General features: G+C 68.1%; 11 protein-coding genes and 1 riboswitch. Of the genes, 7 read left to right on the forward strand and 4 right to left on the reverse strand.

Translation table 11 applies throughout. The features are described from left to right. Positions 1-8 precede the first annotated feature (8 nt). Positions 9-1,328 (reverse strand): dihydrolipoyllysine-residue acetyltransferase, encoded by a 1,320-nt coding sequence (gene aceF, locus OXG83_07810; GenBank protein MCY3964927.1) that lies wholly within the window; start codon positions 1,326-1,328, stop codon positions 9-11. After that, positions 1,325-3,994, reverse strand: coding sequence for a pyruvate dehydrogenase (acetyl-transferring), homodimeric type (gene aceE, locus OXG83_07815; protein MCY3964928.1), 2,670 nt, complete (start codon positions 3,992-3,994; stop codon positions 1,325-1,327). Before aceE ends, aceF begins: the two co-directional genes overlap by 4 nt. A 139-nt stretch (positions 3,995-4,133) precedes the next feature. Next, positions 4,134-4,265: riboswitch (TPP riboswitch) on the forward strand. On the opposite strand from aceE, the gene thiC reads away from it, so the two are divergent. The 5 genes from thiC (at position 4,256) to OXG83_07840 (ending at position 11,375) form a co-directional block, all read left to right on the forward strand. Next, positions 4,256-6,160, forward strand: a complete 1,905-nt coding sequence (thiC, locus tag OXG83_07820) for a phosphomethylpyrimidine synthase ThiC (GenBank protein ID MCY3964929.1) — start codon at positions 4,256-4,258, stop codon at positions 6,158-6,160. Its footprint overlaps the riboswitch before it by 10 nt. Before the next feature lie 29 nt (positions 6,161-6,189). Next, positions 6,190-7,248, forward strand: a complete 1,059-nt coding sequence (locus OXG83_07825) for a phosphotransferase (GenBank protein ID MCY3964930.1) — start codon at positions 6,190-6,192, stop codon at positions 7,246-7,248. 39 nt (positions 7,249-7,287) lie between these two features. Further along, positions 7,288-8,586, forward strand: coding sequence for an ABC transporter permease (locus OXG83_07830; GenBank protein MCY3964931.1), 1,299 nt, complete (start codon positions 7,288-7,290; stop codon positions 8,584-8,586). Beyond that, positions 8,583-9,341, forward strand: coding sequence for an ABC transporter ATP-binding protein (locus OXG83_07835; GenBank protein MCY3964932.1), 759 nt, complete (start codon positions 8,583-8,585; stop codon positions 9,339-9,341). The genes OXG83_07830 and OXG83_07835 overlap by 4 nt, the downstream gene beginning before the upstream one ends. Positions 9,342-9,353: 12 nt before the next feature. Further along, a complete protein-coding gene (locus OXG83_07840) occupies positions 9,354-11,375 on the forward strand; it encodes an ABC transporter permease subunit (protein MCY3964933.1) in 2,022 nt (673 codons plus the stop codon). Here the strand turns inward: OXG83_07840 and OXG83_07845 are convergent. After that, the gene (locus OXG83_07845) at positions 11,368-12,156 is read right to left on the reverse strand and encodes a hypothetical protein (protein ID MCY3964934.1); all 789 of its coding nucleotides are present in this window, start codon (positions 12,154-12,156) and stop codon (positions 11,368-11,370) included. The two genes, OXG83_07840 and OXG83_07845, sit on opposite strands and share 8 nt — an antisense overlap. Positions 12,157-12,258: 102 nt before the next feature. Between OXG83_07845 and OXG83_07850 the strand changes: the two genes are divergently transcribed. Then, positions 12,259-12,852: an HDIG domain-containing protein gene (locus OXG83_07850; GenBank protein ID MCY3964935.1), complete on the forward strand. Its 594-nt coding sequence runs from the start codon at positions 12,259-12,261 to the stop codon at positions 12,850-12,852. After that, on the forward strand, positions 12,849-14,309 hold the full coding sequence (locus OXG83_07855; protein ID MCY3964936.1) for a sulfatase: 1,461 nt from the start codon (positions 12,849-12,851) through the stop codon (positions 14,307-14,309). Before OXG83_07850 ends, OXG83_07855 begins: the two co-directional genes overlap by 4 nt. A gap of 26 nt (positions 14,310-14,335) precedes the next feature. Here the strand turns inward: OXG83_07855 and ispG are convergent, their stop codons facing one another. Beyond that, positions 14,336-15,577, reverse strand: a complete 1,242-nt coding sequence (gene ispG / locus OXG83_07860; GenBank protein MCY3964937.1) for a flavodoxin-dependent (E)-4-hydroxy-3-methylbut-2-enyl-diphosphate synthase — start codon at positions 15,575-15,577, stop codon at positions 14,336-14,338. Positions 15,578-15,650: the final 73 nt, after the last annotated feature.

Consider the following 15,650-nt stretch of genomic DNA (forward strand, 5'->3'; position numbering starts at 1 on the left):
CTCAGGACTCAGAGCACGATCCGGCGGATGTCGGCCAGCACCGAGCACAGGTGCGACGTGAATCGCACGGCATAGGCACCGTCGATCACCCGGTGGTCGTACGAGAGCGAGATCGGAAGCATGAGCCGCGGCGCCAGGCCGGCGCCGACGTAGACCGGCCTCCGCACGGAACGCGAAACGCCAAGGATGCCGACTTCGGGAGCGTTGACGATCGGCGTGAACGCGGTGCCGCCGATGCCGCCGAGACTCGAGATCGTGAAGGACGCCCCTTGAATGTCGGCAGGCCGCAGCTTGCGCTCGCGAGCGCGGCCGCTGACCTCGGTCAGCTCCTCCGCCAGTTCGTACACGCCCTTCCTGTCCACGTCCCGCACCACTGGCACCACCAGGCCGTCCGGCGTGTCCACGGCGACGCCCAGATGGATGTAGCGCTTGAGGATCAGCGATTCGCCGTCCGGAGCAAGCGACGAGTTCATCTCCGGGAACTCGTTGAGCGACACGGAGGCCGCCTTCATCAGGAAGGCAAGCAGGGTGAGCCGGACACCGCGCTCGCGGGCCTCGTCGAGATGCGCCCGGCGGAACGCCTCCAGCTCCGTGATGTCCGCCTCGTCGTGCTGGGTCACATGCGGCACGTTGAGCCAGCTCCGATGGAGGTTGGCCGCCGCCAGCTTGCGGATGCGGCTGAGCGGTTGCGACTCGACCGGGCCGAACTTAGAGAAGTCGATCTGCGGAACCGGCGGAATGCCCGCGCCCGCCGTTCGTTCACCGCCCGTCATCACCTCCTTGACGAAGGCCTCCACGTCCTCGCGCAGGATGCGACCCTTGGCGCCCGTGCCGGAGACCCTGGTCAGGTCGACGCCGAGCATGCGGGCGAACCGCCGAACGGCCGGGCTGGCGTGCGGCGGGGCCGACGTCGTCGCCGACTCGGCGGCCGCGGGGGGCGGTGGTCGACGGCCGCGCCGCGGCGGAGGTTGGGGCGCCGGACCGGCCGGCAGGCTCTGCGCCTCCGAGGCGCGAGGCTGCGGCGACGGCGTGGCGACGGTCGCGTCCTCGGCACCGGCCTCCTCTGCCTGGACGTCCGCAGACACATCCGCCGGCTCGATCGTCAGGATCAGGTCGCCCTCGCCGACCTGGCCGCCGAGTTCGACCGCGATCTCGACCACGCGACCGGCCGCCGGCGACGGCACCTCCATCGACGCCTTGTCGCTCTCGAGCGTGATCAGGGATTGATCGACCGAGACCTCGTCGCCGACCCCCACCAGGACCTCGACGACATCGACGGACTCGAAGTCGCCGATGTCGGGGACGACGACGGAGAGGGTCTCGCTCACGCGCTGGCCGGGTTCGGAGCGTTCGGGTCGATGCCGTAGGCGGCAATCGCTTTCTCCGGCGCTTCGGAATCGACTTCGCCGGTCTCAGCCAGCGAGGCCAGCGCCGAGACGACGATGTGCCGGCGGTCAACCTCGAAGAAGGCCCGCAACTGCTCGCGGGTGTCGCTACGGCCGAAGCCGTCGGTTCCGAGCGTGCGGTACGGACCCGGGACGAAGGCGCGGATCTGGTCCGTGTAGACCTTCATGTAGTCGCTCGCTGCGACCGTCACGCCGCCGCGCCCAGTCAGGCATTGGCGGACGTAGGACACTCTCTTCTCTTCGCCCGGGTGGAGGCGGTTCCAGCGCTCGACCTCGATGCCGTCGCGCCGCAGCTCGTTGAAGCTGGTCGCCGACCAGACCTCGGCGGAGACCTTCCAGTCTTCCTCCAGCATCTCGGCCGCGGCCTCCGCCTCGCGGAGGATCGCGCCCGAGCCGAGCAGCGTAGCGCGCTTCCGGTGCCGCGAGCCAGGTCTGATCCGGTACAGCCCACGCCGGATTCCGTCCTCGGCGCCCTCGGGCATTCTCGGGTGCTCGTAGTTCTCGTTCAGCGTCGTCAGGTAGAAGAAGACCGGCTCCTCCTCGGCGTACATCCGGCGCAGGCCGTCCTGGAGGATCACCGCCAGCTCGTAGGCGTAGGTCGGGTCGTACGAGACGCAGTTCGGCACCGTCGAGGCGGCGAGATGACTGTGACCGTCCTGATGTTGGAGGCCCTCTCCGTTGAGCGTCGTCCGTCCCGATGTGCCGCCGATCAGAAAGCCCCGCGCCTGCATGTCGGCCGCGGCCCAGATCAGGTCGCCGACGCGCTGGAACCCGAACATCGAGTAGAAGATGAAGAACGGGATCATGTGGAACCCGTGGTTGGAGGCCGAAGTCCCCGCCGCCATCCACGAGCAGAGCGAGCCGGCCTCGTTGATCCCCTCCTGGAGGATCTGTCCGTCACGGGCCTCCCTGTAGGGCGCGATCTTGTGCGCGTCGACCGGTTCGTAGAGCTGGCCGGTGGGGGCGTAGATGCCGAGTTGCCGGAACATCCCCTCCATACCGAACGTGCGCGCCTCGTCGGCGACGATCGGCACGAGGCGGTTGCGGATCGCGGGATTCCGCGTCAGCAGCGTGAACAGGCGCACGAACGCCATCGTGGTCGAGAACTGGCGCCCGCGGCTCGACCGCAGCAGGGCGTCGAAGGCGTCCAGATCCGGCACGTCGAGCGGTGTCGCGGCAACGGTCCGCGCCGGGAGGTAGCCGCCCAGGGCCTCGCGGCGCTCCTTCATGTAGCGGATCTCGGGGCTGTCGTCCGGCGGCCGGTAGAACGGAGTCTCCTCCAGTTCCTCGTCCGAAACCGGGATGTCGAGCCGGTCCCGGAAACCCATCAGCGCCCGCAGCCCCATCTTCTTCTGCTGGTGCGTGATGTTCATCCCCTCGCCGGCTTCGCCCATGCCGTAGCCCTTGACCGTCTTGGCCAGAATGACGGTGGGCTGGCCGGTGTGCTTCATCGCCGCCGCGTAGGCCGCGTAGATCTTGTGCGGGTCGTGGCCGCCGCGGTTGAGCCGCCAGATGTCCTCGTCGGTCAGGTGGGCGACCATCGCCTTGAGTTCCGGGTCCTTGCCGAAGAAGTGCTCGCGTACGAAACCGCCGTCCTGGCTCGCCTTGTAGGCCTGGTACTCGCCGTCGACCGCCTCCTCCATGCGTCGCCGCAGCAGCCCGTGGCGATCGCGCGCGAGCAGCGGATCCCAGTACGAACCCCAGACCAGCTTGATCACGTTCCACCCGGCGCCGCGGAAGACCGCTTCCAGCTCCTGGATGATCTTGCCGTTGCCCCGGACCGGCCCGTCCAACCGCTGCAGGTTGCAGTTGACGACGAAGATCAGGTTGTCGAGGTTCTCGCGCGAGGCCAGCGAAATGGAACCCAGGGACTCCGGCTCGTCCATCTCGCCGTCGCCCATGAAGGCCCACACCTTGCGGCCCTCCGTGTCGACCAGGCCGCGGTTGTGGAGGTACTTCATGAACCGCGCCTGGAAGATCGCCATCAACGGCCCCAGGCCCATCGACACGGTCGGGTACTGCCAGAAACCCGGCATCAGCCAGGGATGCGGATAGGACGAGAGGCCCCCCGGCCGTGCCTCGCGCCGAAAACGGAGCAGCTCCTCCTCGCTCAGACGGCCCTCGAGGAAGGCGCGGGCGTAGATCCCGGGCGAAGAGTGCCCCTGGATCATGACCAGGTCACCGCCGTGGTCCTCGGACGGGGCGTGAAAGAAGTGGTTGAAGCCGACGTCGTAGAGCGTGGCGGCGGAGGCGAAGGACGCGATGTGTCCGCCCAGCCCCTCGTAGTCGTGGTTGGCGCGCACCACCATTGCCATCGCGTTCCAGCGGATGATGCTCCGGATCCGCCATTCGAGATCCGCATCTCCCGGCAACGGCTCCTGCGCCTGCACCGGGATCGTGTTCAGGTAGGCGGTCGTCGCCTTGTAAGGCAGGTAAGCACCGGAGCGGCGAGCCTGGTCGACCAGGGCCTCGAGCAGGAAGTGCGCCCGTTCCGGACCCTCGCGGTCCATGACAGCTTCGAGCGCCTCCAGCCACTCGGCCGTTTCGGCCGGATCGATGTCCTGGCGGGCCTTGAGAGTGGGGTCCATGAACATCTCTTTGCTACCCAAGGGCTTCCGGCGCACGCTCCGCGCGACCCAGGGACCTCCGATTCTACCCGCCCGAGACCCCCCAAGCGGGTTCGGGGCAACAGCGCGGAGCAGCGCCAGATTCCATGACTGCTATGGTTTAGCGCGCTGGGTGTGGCTGGAACGACAGCCTGAGACCGCGTTGGATCGGCTCCGTCGCCGGGACTGGACGCGGAAGCCTTCGAACCTGAAACGGTTGACACCGACGTAGGGAATGCAGCCATGACGATCGCCGACCGAATCCCGCAGACCGCGGCTCCCCTGCTGAGCCGCGAGCCCCTCCCCAACTCGCGCAAGGTCTACGTCGAAGGATCGGACCCCTCGATCCGCGTCCCGATGCGCGAGATCAGCCAGTCGCCGACGACCGCCGGCGCGGGCCCGTCCGCCGCGAGCGGCCTGACCGCGCTGGGACCGAAGGAGCACAATCCGCCGGTCGTTGTCTACGACACATCGGGGCCGTACACGGACCCGGCCGTCGAGATCGACGTCCGTCGCGGCCTGGAGCCCCTGCGCCGATCCTGGATCGAGACGCGTGGTGACGTCGAGGAACTGGACCACATCTCCTCCAGCTACGGACGCGAGCGGGCCGCGAACCCCCGGCTCGACCACGTCCGCTTCGTCGCCGGCCGGCGGCCCCTGCGCGCCAGGGACGGCGCCCGCGTGACCCAGATGCACTACGCGAAGCGCGGCGAGATCACGCCGGAGATGGAGTACATCGCCATCCGCGAGAACCAGCGTCGCGAGCAGATTGCCGACGAGATCGCGGCCCAGCACGCCGGCGAGAGCTTCGGCGCCGCGATCCCGCAAACGATCACGCCCGAGTTCGTGCGCGCCGAGGTCGCCCGCGGGCGCGCGATCATCCCCGCCAACATCAACCATCCCGAACTCGAGCCGATGGCGATCGGCCGGAACTTCCTGGTCAAGGTGAACGCGAACATCGGCAACTCGGCCGTCACCTCGTCGATCGAAGAGGAGGTCGAGAAGATGGTGTGGGCGATCCGCTGGGGCGCCGACACGGTGATGGACCTCTCCACGGGCCGCAACATCCACGAGACCCGGGAGTGGATCCTGCGCAACTCGCCGGTGCCCATTGGCACCGTGCCGATCTACCAGGCCCTGGAGAAGGTCGACGGCCGGCCCGAGGAACTGACCTGGGAGATGTTCCGGGACACCCTGATCGAGCAGGCGGAACAGGGCGTCGACTACTTCACGATCCACGCCGGCGTGCTGCTGCGCTACGTGCCCCTGACCGCGAAGCGACGCACCGGCATCGTCAGCCGCGGCGGCTCGATCATGGCCAAGTGGTGCCTCTCCCACCACGAGGAGAGCTTCCTCTACACCCACTGGGACGACATCTGCGAGATCATGGCCGCCTACGACGTGTCCTTCTCGATCGGCGACGGGCTGCGGCCCGGCTCGATCGAGGACGCCAACGACGAGGCCCAGTTCGCCGAGCTCAGGACCCAGGGCGAGCTGACCCGCCGCGCCTGGGAGTTCGACGTCCAGGTGATGAACGAGGGCCCCGGTCACGTGCCGATGCACATGATCAAGGAGAACATGGACAAGCAGCTCGAGTGGTGCGACGAGGCGCCCTTCTACACCCTCGGGCCGCTGACCACAGACATCGCCCCCGGCTACGACCACATCACGTCCGGCATCGGCGCCGCGATGATCGGCTGGTTCGGCACCGCGATGCTCTGCTACGTCACGCCCAAGGAGCACCTCGGCCTGCCCAACCGCGAGGACGTCCGCGAAGGCGTGATCACCTACAAGATCGCCGCCCACGCCGCCGACCTGGCCAAGGGCCACCCCGGCGCACAGGCCCGCGACAACGCCGTCTCCAAGGCCCGCTTCGAGTTCCGCTGGGAGGACCAGTTCAACCTCTCGCTGGACCCCGAGCGCGCCCGCGCCTTCCACGACGAGACCCTGCCCCAGGAAGGCGCCAAGGTCGCCCATTTCTGCTCCATGTGCGGCCCCAAGTTCTGCTCGATGGAGATCACCCAGCAGATCCGCGACTACGCTGCCGAGAAGGGGCTCGAGGACGCGGACGCCCTGGAAGCCGGGCTCAGGGAGAAGGCCGGGGAGTTCCGGAAGGCCGGCGGCGAGGTCTACCTGCCGGCGAAGTGAGCCGGACGGCGCGCTAACATGCGCCGCCGATGACGGAGAGCCGCCAGGAGAAGTTCTCGGGGACCAGGGAGGTCGCCGAGCGCCTCAGCTTCGACCTCGCGCCGCTGCAGCGGTACCTCGAAGAGCATGTAGAGGGATTCTCGAGCGAACTCCACGTCCAGCAGTTCAAGGGCGGCCAGTCCTGCCCAACCTACCTGCTCGAGGCCGGCGGCAAGAGCTACGTGCTGCGCCGCAAGCCTCCCGGCAAACTGCTGCCGTCCGCGCACGCGGTGGACCGCGAGTACCGGGTGATGACCGCCCTCCGCGACACCGGCGTGCCGGTGCCGCGCACCTACTGCCTGTGCACCGACGAGTCGGTGGTCGGCACGATGTTCTTCGTGATGGAGCACGTGAAGGGCCGGATCCTCTGGGAGGCGCTGCTGCCGGGCATGGAACCGGCCGAGCGGTTCGCGATCTACGACGCGATGAACAGGACCCTCGCCCGCCTGCATGCCGTCGACTACGAGGCGGTCGGGCTCTCCACCTACGGCAAGCCCGGCAACTACTTCGCACGCCAGATCCACCGCTGGACGAAGCAGTACCTGGCCTCGGAGACCCGGGATATCCCGGCGATGAACGCGCTGATCGAGTGGCTGCCGGCGAACATCCCGGACGGTGACGAGACGACGATCGTCCACGGCGACTTCCGGCTCGACAACATGATCCTGCACCCGGAACGGGCCGAGGTCATCGCCATCCTCGACTGGGAACTGGGCACGCTGGGTCACCCGCTTGCCGACTTTAGCTACCACACGATGCAGTGGGAGATTCCGAAGGAGAAGGGCGGACTCAAGGGCCGCGACCTGGAGGCGCTCGGCATTCCGACCCTCGAGACCTACCGCGACGCCTACTGCCGCCGGACCGGCCGCGACGGCATCGCGCACTGGAACTTCTACCTCGCCTACAACCTCTTCCGCAGCGCCGGCATCGCCCAGGGCATCGCCGGCCGGGTCCGGGACGGCACGGCCGCCAGCGCCCACGCGAAGGAGGTCGGCGAATCGGTGCCGCGGACGGCCGGACTGGCCTGGGACGTCGCACAGCGGGCCTGAACCCCGAGCCCGCTTCCTCCGTAGAAGACAGCGGCCCCCATGGACTGGACCGCCATTCGTCTGCTCTACCTGAGCGAACTCCGCGCCGCGATCCGCGAGCGGGCCGTTCTGATCAACGGAATCCTGATTCCGCTGCTGATGTACCCGCTGATGATGTGGGTCATGTTCTCGGGCATCCTCTTCGTCACGGCGCGTTTTGAGAGTTTCGCGTCGCGCGTCGAGATCGCGGACCTCCCGGCGGAGCATCGGGGCCTGCTCGAGAGACTCGACGAGGATGAAGGGCGGATCGAGATCACGGAGGTCGAGGCGCCGGCGGGAACCGCCGCGGCCGCGTACCGGGAGGACGTCGAGAACCGTCTGCTGGCCGGCGAACTCGACGCTGCCCTGATCTTCGAGACCATCGTCGATCCTCCGGGCAACGCCGAGGTCCTGCTGCTGAGCAATGGCTCGAGCGACCAGTCGCAGGCCGCCCGGGGCCGGTTGGAGAGAGCGCTCTCGGCGGAACGATCGGCCTGGCTGGACCGGATCGCCGAAGAACACGGCCTCGATGGCGCCGAATGGCAGGTCTTCGAGGTGCGCTCGAACAACCTCGCCACCGGCCGCCAGATGGGGCAGTTCGTGATGGGGATGATGATCCCGCTCTTCTTCGTCCTTATGATCGCGAACGGCTGCGTCTACCCAGCCATCGACTCGACCGCCGGCGAGCGCGAGCGGAACACCTGGGAGACCACGAGCACGCTCGCCACCCGACGCATTCACATCGTCACCGCGAAGTACCTCTACGTGGCCACGATGGGCCTTGTCGCCGGAGCCCTCAACGCGGCCGCCATGGTCGTTTCCTTCCGCTCCTTCCTCGGGCCACTCCTGGCCCGGATGGGAGGCGGAGGCGGAAGCGGCTTCGCCTTCGAGCTGCCTCTGACCTCGCTGCCGGTCCTATTCCTGACCGCCGTCCTGCTGGGAGCCCTGATCGCAGCCGCGATGATGATCCTCGCCGCCTTCGCCCGTACCTTCAAGGAAGGTCAATCCATGGTCACGCCGGTGATCCTGCTGGTCATCTTCCCGGTCCTCGTGCTGAACGACCCGAGCATGGAGTTCACGCCGGCGCTGGCCGGCATTCCGGTCGTCAACGTCGTGCTGCTGCTCCGCCAGGCGATCGCCGGCAATGTTCTGTGGCTGCAGCTCGGAATCACCGTCCTGGCGAACGGCGCCGCCATCGCGGCCTGCCTGTGGCTTGCATCGCGCATCCTGCGGGTCGAGGAGATCGCCACCGGCTCCTTCGAGGGCAACCTGTTCCAGTTCCTGCGCCAGCACTGGCGACCGGCGGGAGGTAAAGCGTGAGCACAGTCCAGGTCGAGGTCCAGGGCCTCTCCAAGAACTTCTTCGATCAGTCCCGGGGCGAGGTGAAGGCGGTCCAGGAGGTGAACTTCGAGTGCCGCAGCTCCGAGATCTTCGGCCTGCTCGGCGCCAACGGAGCGGGCAAGACGACGACGCTCAGGATGATCTCGACCGTGCTGCAACCGACGGCCGGAACCGCCCGCGTGCTGGGACACGACGTCGTCTCCGACCCGGTCGAGGTGCGCCGCAACCTCGGCTTCTACTCCGCGAGCACCGCGCTCTACCCCCGGCTGACGGCCCGCGAGACCCTGACGCTGTTCGCCCGCGTCAACAAGTACCCGGCCGAGCGCACGAGGAGCCGGGTCGAGGAGATGATCGAACGGTTCGGCCTCGGTGATTACGCCGGCGCGCGCATCGAGAAGCTCTCGAGCGGCATGAAGCAGAAGGTGTCGATCGCTCGCACGGTCGTCCACGATCCGCCGGTGCTCATCTTCGACGAGCCGACCGTCGGCCTCGACGTGCTGAACGCGCTCGACCTGCAGAAGGCGATCCAGGAACTGCGCGAAGACGGCAAGGCGATCCTGTTCTCGACCCACATCATGAGCGAGGCCGAGCGCCTGTGCGACCGGATCGCGATCATCGACAAGGGGCGGATCCGCGCCTGCGACGACCTCGAGGGGCTCCGGGCCGCGACCTCCCAGCACTACCTCGAGGACATCTTCGTCCACTACGTCACCGGCAACGACACGACGGCATAGGGCGGAGCCGCGATGAACCGCCGGACCGTCACCGCGCTGGTCGTCAACGACCTGCGCCAGCTCGCCCGCAATCCTCGGGTGCTCGTGTTCGCGGTCGCCCTGCCGCTCGTCCTGTGGCCGCTGATGTGGTTCCTGACCTCGCTGACCACGGAGCGCCGGCAGGAACGGATCGAGAGCCGCACCTACAGGTACGCCGTGGCCGACGAAGCGGCCAACGCCGCGGGGGCCGCCGACGCGCGGATGTGGCTGGACCGTGCTCTGGCCGTCGTCGGCGACGATGGCCGGGCCGAGGGCGACGAGCCGACGGACGGTCCGGCGGTTCGGTTCGAGCGAGTCGAAGCCCCGGACGACATCGCGGCCGCACTCGACGAAGAGCGACTCCACGTCCACGTGGCCTGGGAGGCCGGAGGCGACGGAGACCTCCCGGCACCGCGCATCGTCCTGTCGCACCGCGCCGACCTCGACGCCTCGGACTCCGCCGAGGGGTTTCTGAGGCGGGCGCTCGAGCGCACCCGCACGGAACTCCGCGAACAGCGGCTCGCCGCGGCCGGCTTCGCGTCGGCGCCGGATGACCTGCTGCCGCTCGAGCGGATCGAGACCGCCAGTGAGGAACAGACGTCCGGGCTGCTGCTGGGACGCCTCCTGACCGCGATCATCGTGATGATGATGCTCGCGGGCGGCTCGATCGTGGCCACCGACGCGCTCGCCGGCGAGAAGGAACGCGGCACGCTCGAAACCCTGCTGACGACAGCCGCCAGCCGGGTCGAGATCGTCACGGCGAAGAACCTGTCGATCCTGGCCGTCGCCTTCGCCACCAGCGTCCTCAACATTGCCAACATCGTCGTCTGGATGCAGCTCGACGTGATCGCGCCGCCAGCCGGTCTGAAACTCGTCATTCCGGTCGGCGCCGCCCTGCTGCTGCTCCTGCTGTACGCGCCGGCCGCCGTGCTCCTGTCGAGCAGCCTGCTGCTCGTCTCCGGCCGGTCGAAGACGTACAAGGAAGCCCAGTTGCTGTTCGCGCCCGTGATGCTCGTCGCCATGTCCGTCGCGGCGATACCCGTCCTGCCCGGCGTCGAGCTGCGCAGCGCGATCGTCCTGTTGCCGATCGCGAACCTCGGCGTCGCGGCCAGGGAGATCCTGACCGGCCACTACGACTGGCCGCTCCTCGCCGCCGCCTGGGCGGTCACCAGCGGCGCCGCCGCCCTGCTCGCCCGCGCTTCCTTGCGCACATTGTCGGCAGAGAAGCTGATCACGGCCAGCGAACTCGACGCCGCCGACCTCGCCGGCGGGCCGGCGCTCTTCCCGCGCCGCGTTGCGCGCTGGTTCGCCGTTCTCTGGGCCCTGCTCCTGGTCTGGCAACTAAACATCGGCGGCATCGACAGCCGCCTGCTGATCTCGATCAACATGGCCATCTTCGGTGCCGCGGCCTGGCTGATGATCGCCCGCTACCGGCTACCGGCGCGGGAGGCGTTGTCACTGCGGGCACCGCCGGCCGGAGCGTGGCTCGGCGTCCTGATCGGCGCTCCCGCCGGTCTGTTGCTGGCCGACGGCGTCGTTCGGCTCGCCAGTCTGGCGATGCCCATTCCGGAGGCATGGATCGAGGCGATGGCCGAGAACATGGGAGCCGGCCTGCCGCTCTGGCAGATGCTCATCTTCTTCTCCCTGATGCCGGCGCTCTTCGAGGAGATCACGTTCCGCGGCGTCCTGCTCCACGGCCTGAAGAACCGCCTGACCACCCTCCAGCTCGTCCTGGTTGCCGGCATCGCCTTCGGCTTCTTCCACGTCGACCTGTTTCGCATTCCGCCGACTTCGCTCCTGGGCATTTTCCTGGTCGTCACCGTCATCCGGTCCGGCTCGATCTTCCCCGCCATGGCCTGGCACGCCCTCCACAACGCGCTGGCCCTGGGCAGCGCCCGCGTCGAGCAGATCGCCCTGCCCGAGCAACCGACCTGGTGGCACTACGCGCTGGCCGTGTTGGCGATCCTGCTGGCCTTCCGGTTGATGAAGCGGAGGACGAGAGCCGCCTTCAGTTGACCCAGGGGCCGCGGTGAACGCGGTCATCGTCCTTCGGCTTCTTGCCGCCCGGCACGACGCGGAAGCGGCGGCGGCCCCGGTTCAGCTTCTGCTTGACGTACCAGCGCTCGTAGCGGAGCCGCATCTCGCGCATCAGGCCCTTGGTGCGTCCGGGCCGCAGCAAGGCGACGACGGCGCCGACCGCGGTGCAGATGCCGATGAAACCGGCAAAGTCGCCCGTCTGCAGGAAGAGGACCCAGGCGAACGCGATTTCGATCCAGATGAACCACCTCGCCCGGATCGGGAGGACGAAGAACAGCATGATCGTTGCGTCGCGGCGGATGACCGCGAAGCCGGTGATCGCGATCGCCAGCAGCATCTGCTGACCCTGCATGACGACGAAGGCGTTCGAAGCGGCACCGCCTGCCAGCAACTGGACCAGACAGGCCGCCACCGCCGCGACCGCCGCCGACATCCAGAGCAGGTTCCAGAACCGCTGCCTGCCAAGGGCCCAGCGCACGTCGTTCGCGAACATGTAGAAGATCAGGAGGCCCACCAGGAACCAGATCGACGGTCCGCCCCAACCGGCAGCCGGATAGGTCACGAGCTGCCAGACCATCCCCTGCTGCCACACGGAACTCGACAACCGCATCAGCTCCGGCACGATGGCCAGCCCTTGCAGGAACTGCATCGAGAAAGTGACGAACAGCACGGCTACCAGCAGCAGCAGATCGCGCGCGTGGGGTCCCGAGAGTCCGCCGAAGCTGATCCTCCGCGCGTACGGTCCTCCACCCATCGTCATGGCGTCAGGATTGTAGCTACGCCCAGCTGTTCAGCGACCGGCGTCGCGCCGGGAAGCGCGTAGAATCCCCCGCCAATCAAGGGAAACGGGAGATCGACCGGGATGGACCGTGAAGCAGCGTGGCGGACCGTGCAGGAGTTCGTGAAGGCTCCGGGACTGCAGAAACACATGCTGGCCGTCGAGGCGGCGATGCGCTGGTACGCCGAGCAGCTCGGCGGCGACCCGGAGTCCTGGGGCCTCGCCGGCCTTCTCCACGACTTCGACTGGGAGATCCACCCCACGCTCGAGCAGCACCCGGCCGACGGCGCGGCGATCCTGCGGGAACGCGGTCTGGACGAGGACATCATCCGCACGATCCTCTCCCACAACACGGAGGGCACCGGCGTCGAACGGGAGACCTCGCGCGACTACGCGCTCTTGGCCTGCGACGAGATCACCGGCCTGATCAGCGCCGCCGCCCTGATCCGCCCCAGCAAGGACGTGCGCGACGTTCCGCTCAAGTCCGTCCGGAAGCGCTGGAAACAGCGAGCCTTCGCCGCCGGCGTCGACCGCGAGCACGTCGAGGAAGTCACCGCCGACTTCAGCCGCGAGTGCTTCGACGGCGAGCTCGAACTCTGGCAACACGCCGGCAACGTGCTGGCGGCGATGCAGGGTATCGCCGCGGAGCTCGAGCTCGACGGCCGCCTGGCGAAGTGAACTTCCTGGCTCTGTTTGCGTTGCTCGCGGGGACCGCGGCGGCGCAACCGGAAACCGCCCGGCTCAACGTCCTCTGGATCGACATCGACGACCAGTCGCCCTGGTACTCGAGCTACGGGCACGACCTCGTCGAGACGCCCAACATCGACGCGCTGGCGCGACAGGGAGTGCTGTTCGAGCGGGCGTACGCGCCGACGCCGGTATGCAGCCCCACCCGTTCCTCGCTGATCACCGGCAGCTACGCCATTCGGATCGGGGCGCACGACCATCGTTCGGGACGGGTTCCCGGCTACCGGATCCATCTGCCGGAAGGGGTCGTGACCGTTCCCGAACTGTTCCGGGCCGCGGGCTACGAGACCTACAACGCCAGCAAGGACGACTTCAACTTCGTCTATGACCGCACGAAGCTCTACACGATCGGCCCCGAGCCCTCGGAGATCCCGTCGTGGAAGGGTCCGCAGGGCGGTGGACACTGGCGCGACGTGTCCGAAGGCAAGCCGTTCTTCGGGCAGACGAAGGTGGCCGGCGGCAAGGGCGTCGCGGACATCGCCGGGGAGTTGAAGGCGCTCGGTCTTGGGCCCGTGGATCCGGCGGATGTGCCGGTGCCGGCGCAGTATCCCGACATTCCCCAGGTGCGCCGGCACATCGCCGACCACTACAACTCGATCCTGCGCACCGACCATCAGGTAGGCGAGCTCGTGGCGCAACTGAAGGCCGACGGACTCTGGGAGAGCACCGTCCTCGTGCTCTTCTCGGACCACGGCTCCGATCTGCCCAGGAGCAAGGAGTTCTCCTACGACGAAGGCCTGCGGATTCCGCTGATCGTCGTCGCGCCCGGACTTCCCGAGATCGTGAAGCCGGGTACGCGACGGACGGATCTCGTCAGCCTGATGGACATCGCGGCCACGTCGCTGGCGCTCGCCGGCCTCGACGTGCCGGAGTTCATGGACGCGAAGGACATCTTCGGTCCGGGCTACCGCCGCGACTGCGTGTTCACTTCGGCCGACCGCATGTCGAATGTCATCGACCGGGTCCGTTCGGTGGTGGGACCGCGTTTTCACTACATCAGGAACTTCATGCTGGACCGACCGCTCATCAACTGGGGCCATCGGGAGATGATCGACCTCACACGCGATCCGGATGACAGCAGCTTCCTGACGATCCGGCGACTGGCCGAGAAAGGCAAGCTGACGCCCGCCCAGGCCGCCCCCTACGGACAACGCGTCGCCGAAGAGCTCTACGATCTCGAGAACGATCCGGACGAAGTGGTCAACCTGGCCGAAGATCCCGCCTATGCCGGCGTGCTGAACGAGATGCGCGAAGCGCTGGCAGGCTGGATCGAAGACACCGACGACAAGGGCCGGTACCCCAGGTCCCGGGCCGCGATGGACGAGATCACGGAGCGCTTCGCCGAGGACTGGCTTCGAAGCCCCGAGTTCCGCGATCTGCCGAAGTAGGGGCAAACAACAGCCCGCCGAACCGCCTACACCTTCGACGGATACCGGCTCTCCACGTACTCTCCGACGATCCTGGTGAACTGCTCGGACAGTTCCGCGGCGGTGCCCCGCAAGGTCGTGAACTGCCGGCCGTCGACGTAGACCGGGCAGGTCGGCGCCTCGCCGGTGCCCGGCAGCGAGATGCCGATGTCAGCAGCTTTCGACTCGCCCGGACCGTTGACGACGCAGCCCATGACCGCGAGCTTCAGTTCCTCGACGCCGTCGTAGCGACGGCGCCACTCCGGCATGTTCGCGTCGATGAAGTCCTCGACCTGGAGCGCCAGTTCCTGAAACGTCGTGCTCGTCGTACGGCCGCAGCCGGGACAGGCCGTGACGCTTGGCGCGAACGCGCGGAGCCCCAGCGCCTGAAGCAGCTCACGACAGGCGTGAACCTCCTCCCGGCGGTCGCCCCCGGGTCGCGGAGTCAGCGACGTTCGGATCGTGTCGCCGATGCCCTCCGTCAGCAGGACGGACATGGCCGATGACGACCAGACCAGCCCCTTGAGCCCCATGCCGGCCTCGGTCAGGCCGAGGTGAAGCGGCTGCCTCGTGCGGCTCGCCAGGTCGCGGTAGACCTCGATCAGGTCCCTGGGCGAGGACGTCTTGCACGAGATGACGATCTGCTCCTCCGTCAGGCCGCAGTCGAGCGCCAGCTCCGTCGAACGGAGCGCCGACAGCACCATGCACTCACCGACGATCTCCTCCGACGTCTTACCGAGGTCCCGGTCTGTGTTCTCTTCCATCTTTGACATCAACAGGTCCTGATCGAGCGATCCACCGTTGACGCCGATCCGCACCGGCTTGCCGAGCCTCCGGGCCACCTCGCAGATCGCCGCGAACTGCGGATCGCGCCGGCCGCCACGGCCCACGTTGCCCGGGTTGATCCGCAGCTTCGCGAGCGCCCGCGCGCAGTCCGGGTGGCGCTCGAGCAGAACATGGCCGTTGTAGTGGAAGTCGCCGACCAGGGGCACGCCGCAGCCCTCCGCGTCGAGCCGGGCCCGGATCTCCGGCACGGCGACCGCCGCCGCATCCACGTTGACTGTGACCCGGACAAGTTCCGACCCCACTTCGGCCAGCGCCAACGCCTGCGCCGTCGTGGCCTCGACGTCCGCGGTGTCCGTGCTGGTCATCGACTGCACGACGACCGGCGAAGCGCCTCCGACGACCACGCCGCCGATGTCGACCCGGTGGGTCGTGTCGCGGTGGGGTGCCGGTGCGCCAGCCACCATCATGACGGCAGGCTAGCAGTCCGGCCTGGACGCCGGGCAAACCAAGCCCGGGGCCCGGCCAACGCTCCGACCG

This window comes from Acidobacteriota bacterium, assembly GCA_026707545.1.
Taxonomy (GTDB): Bacteria; Acidobacteriota; Thermoanaerobaculia; order Multivoradales; family Multivoraceae; genus Multivorans.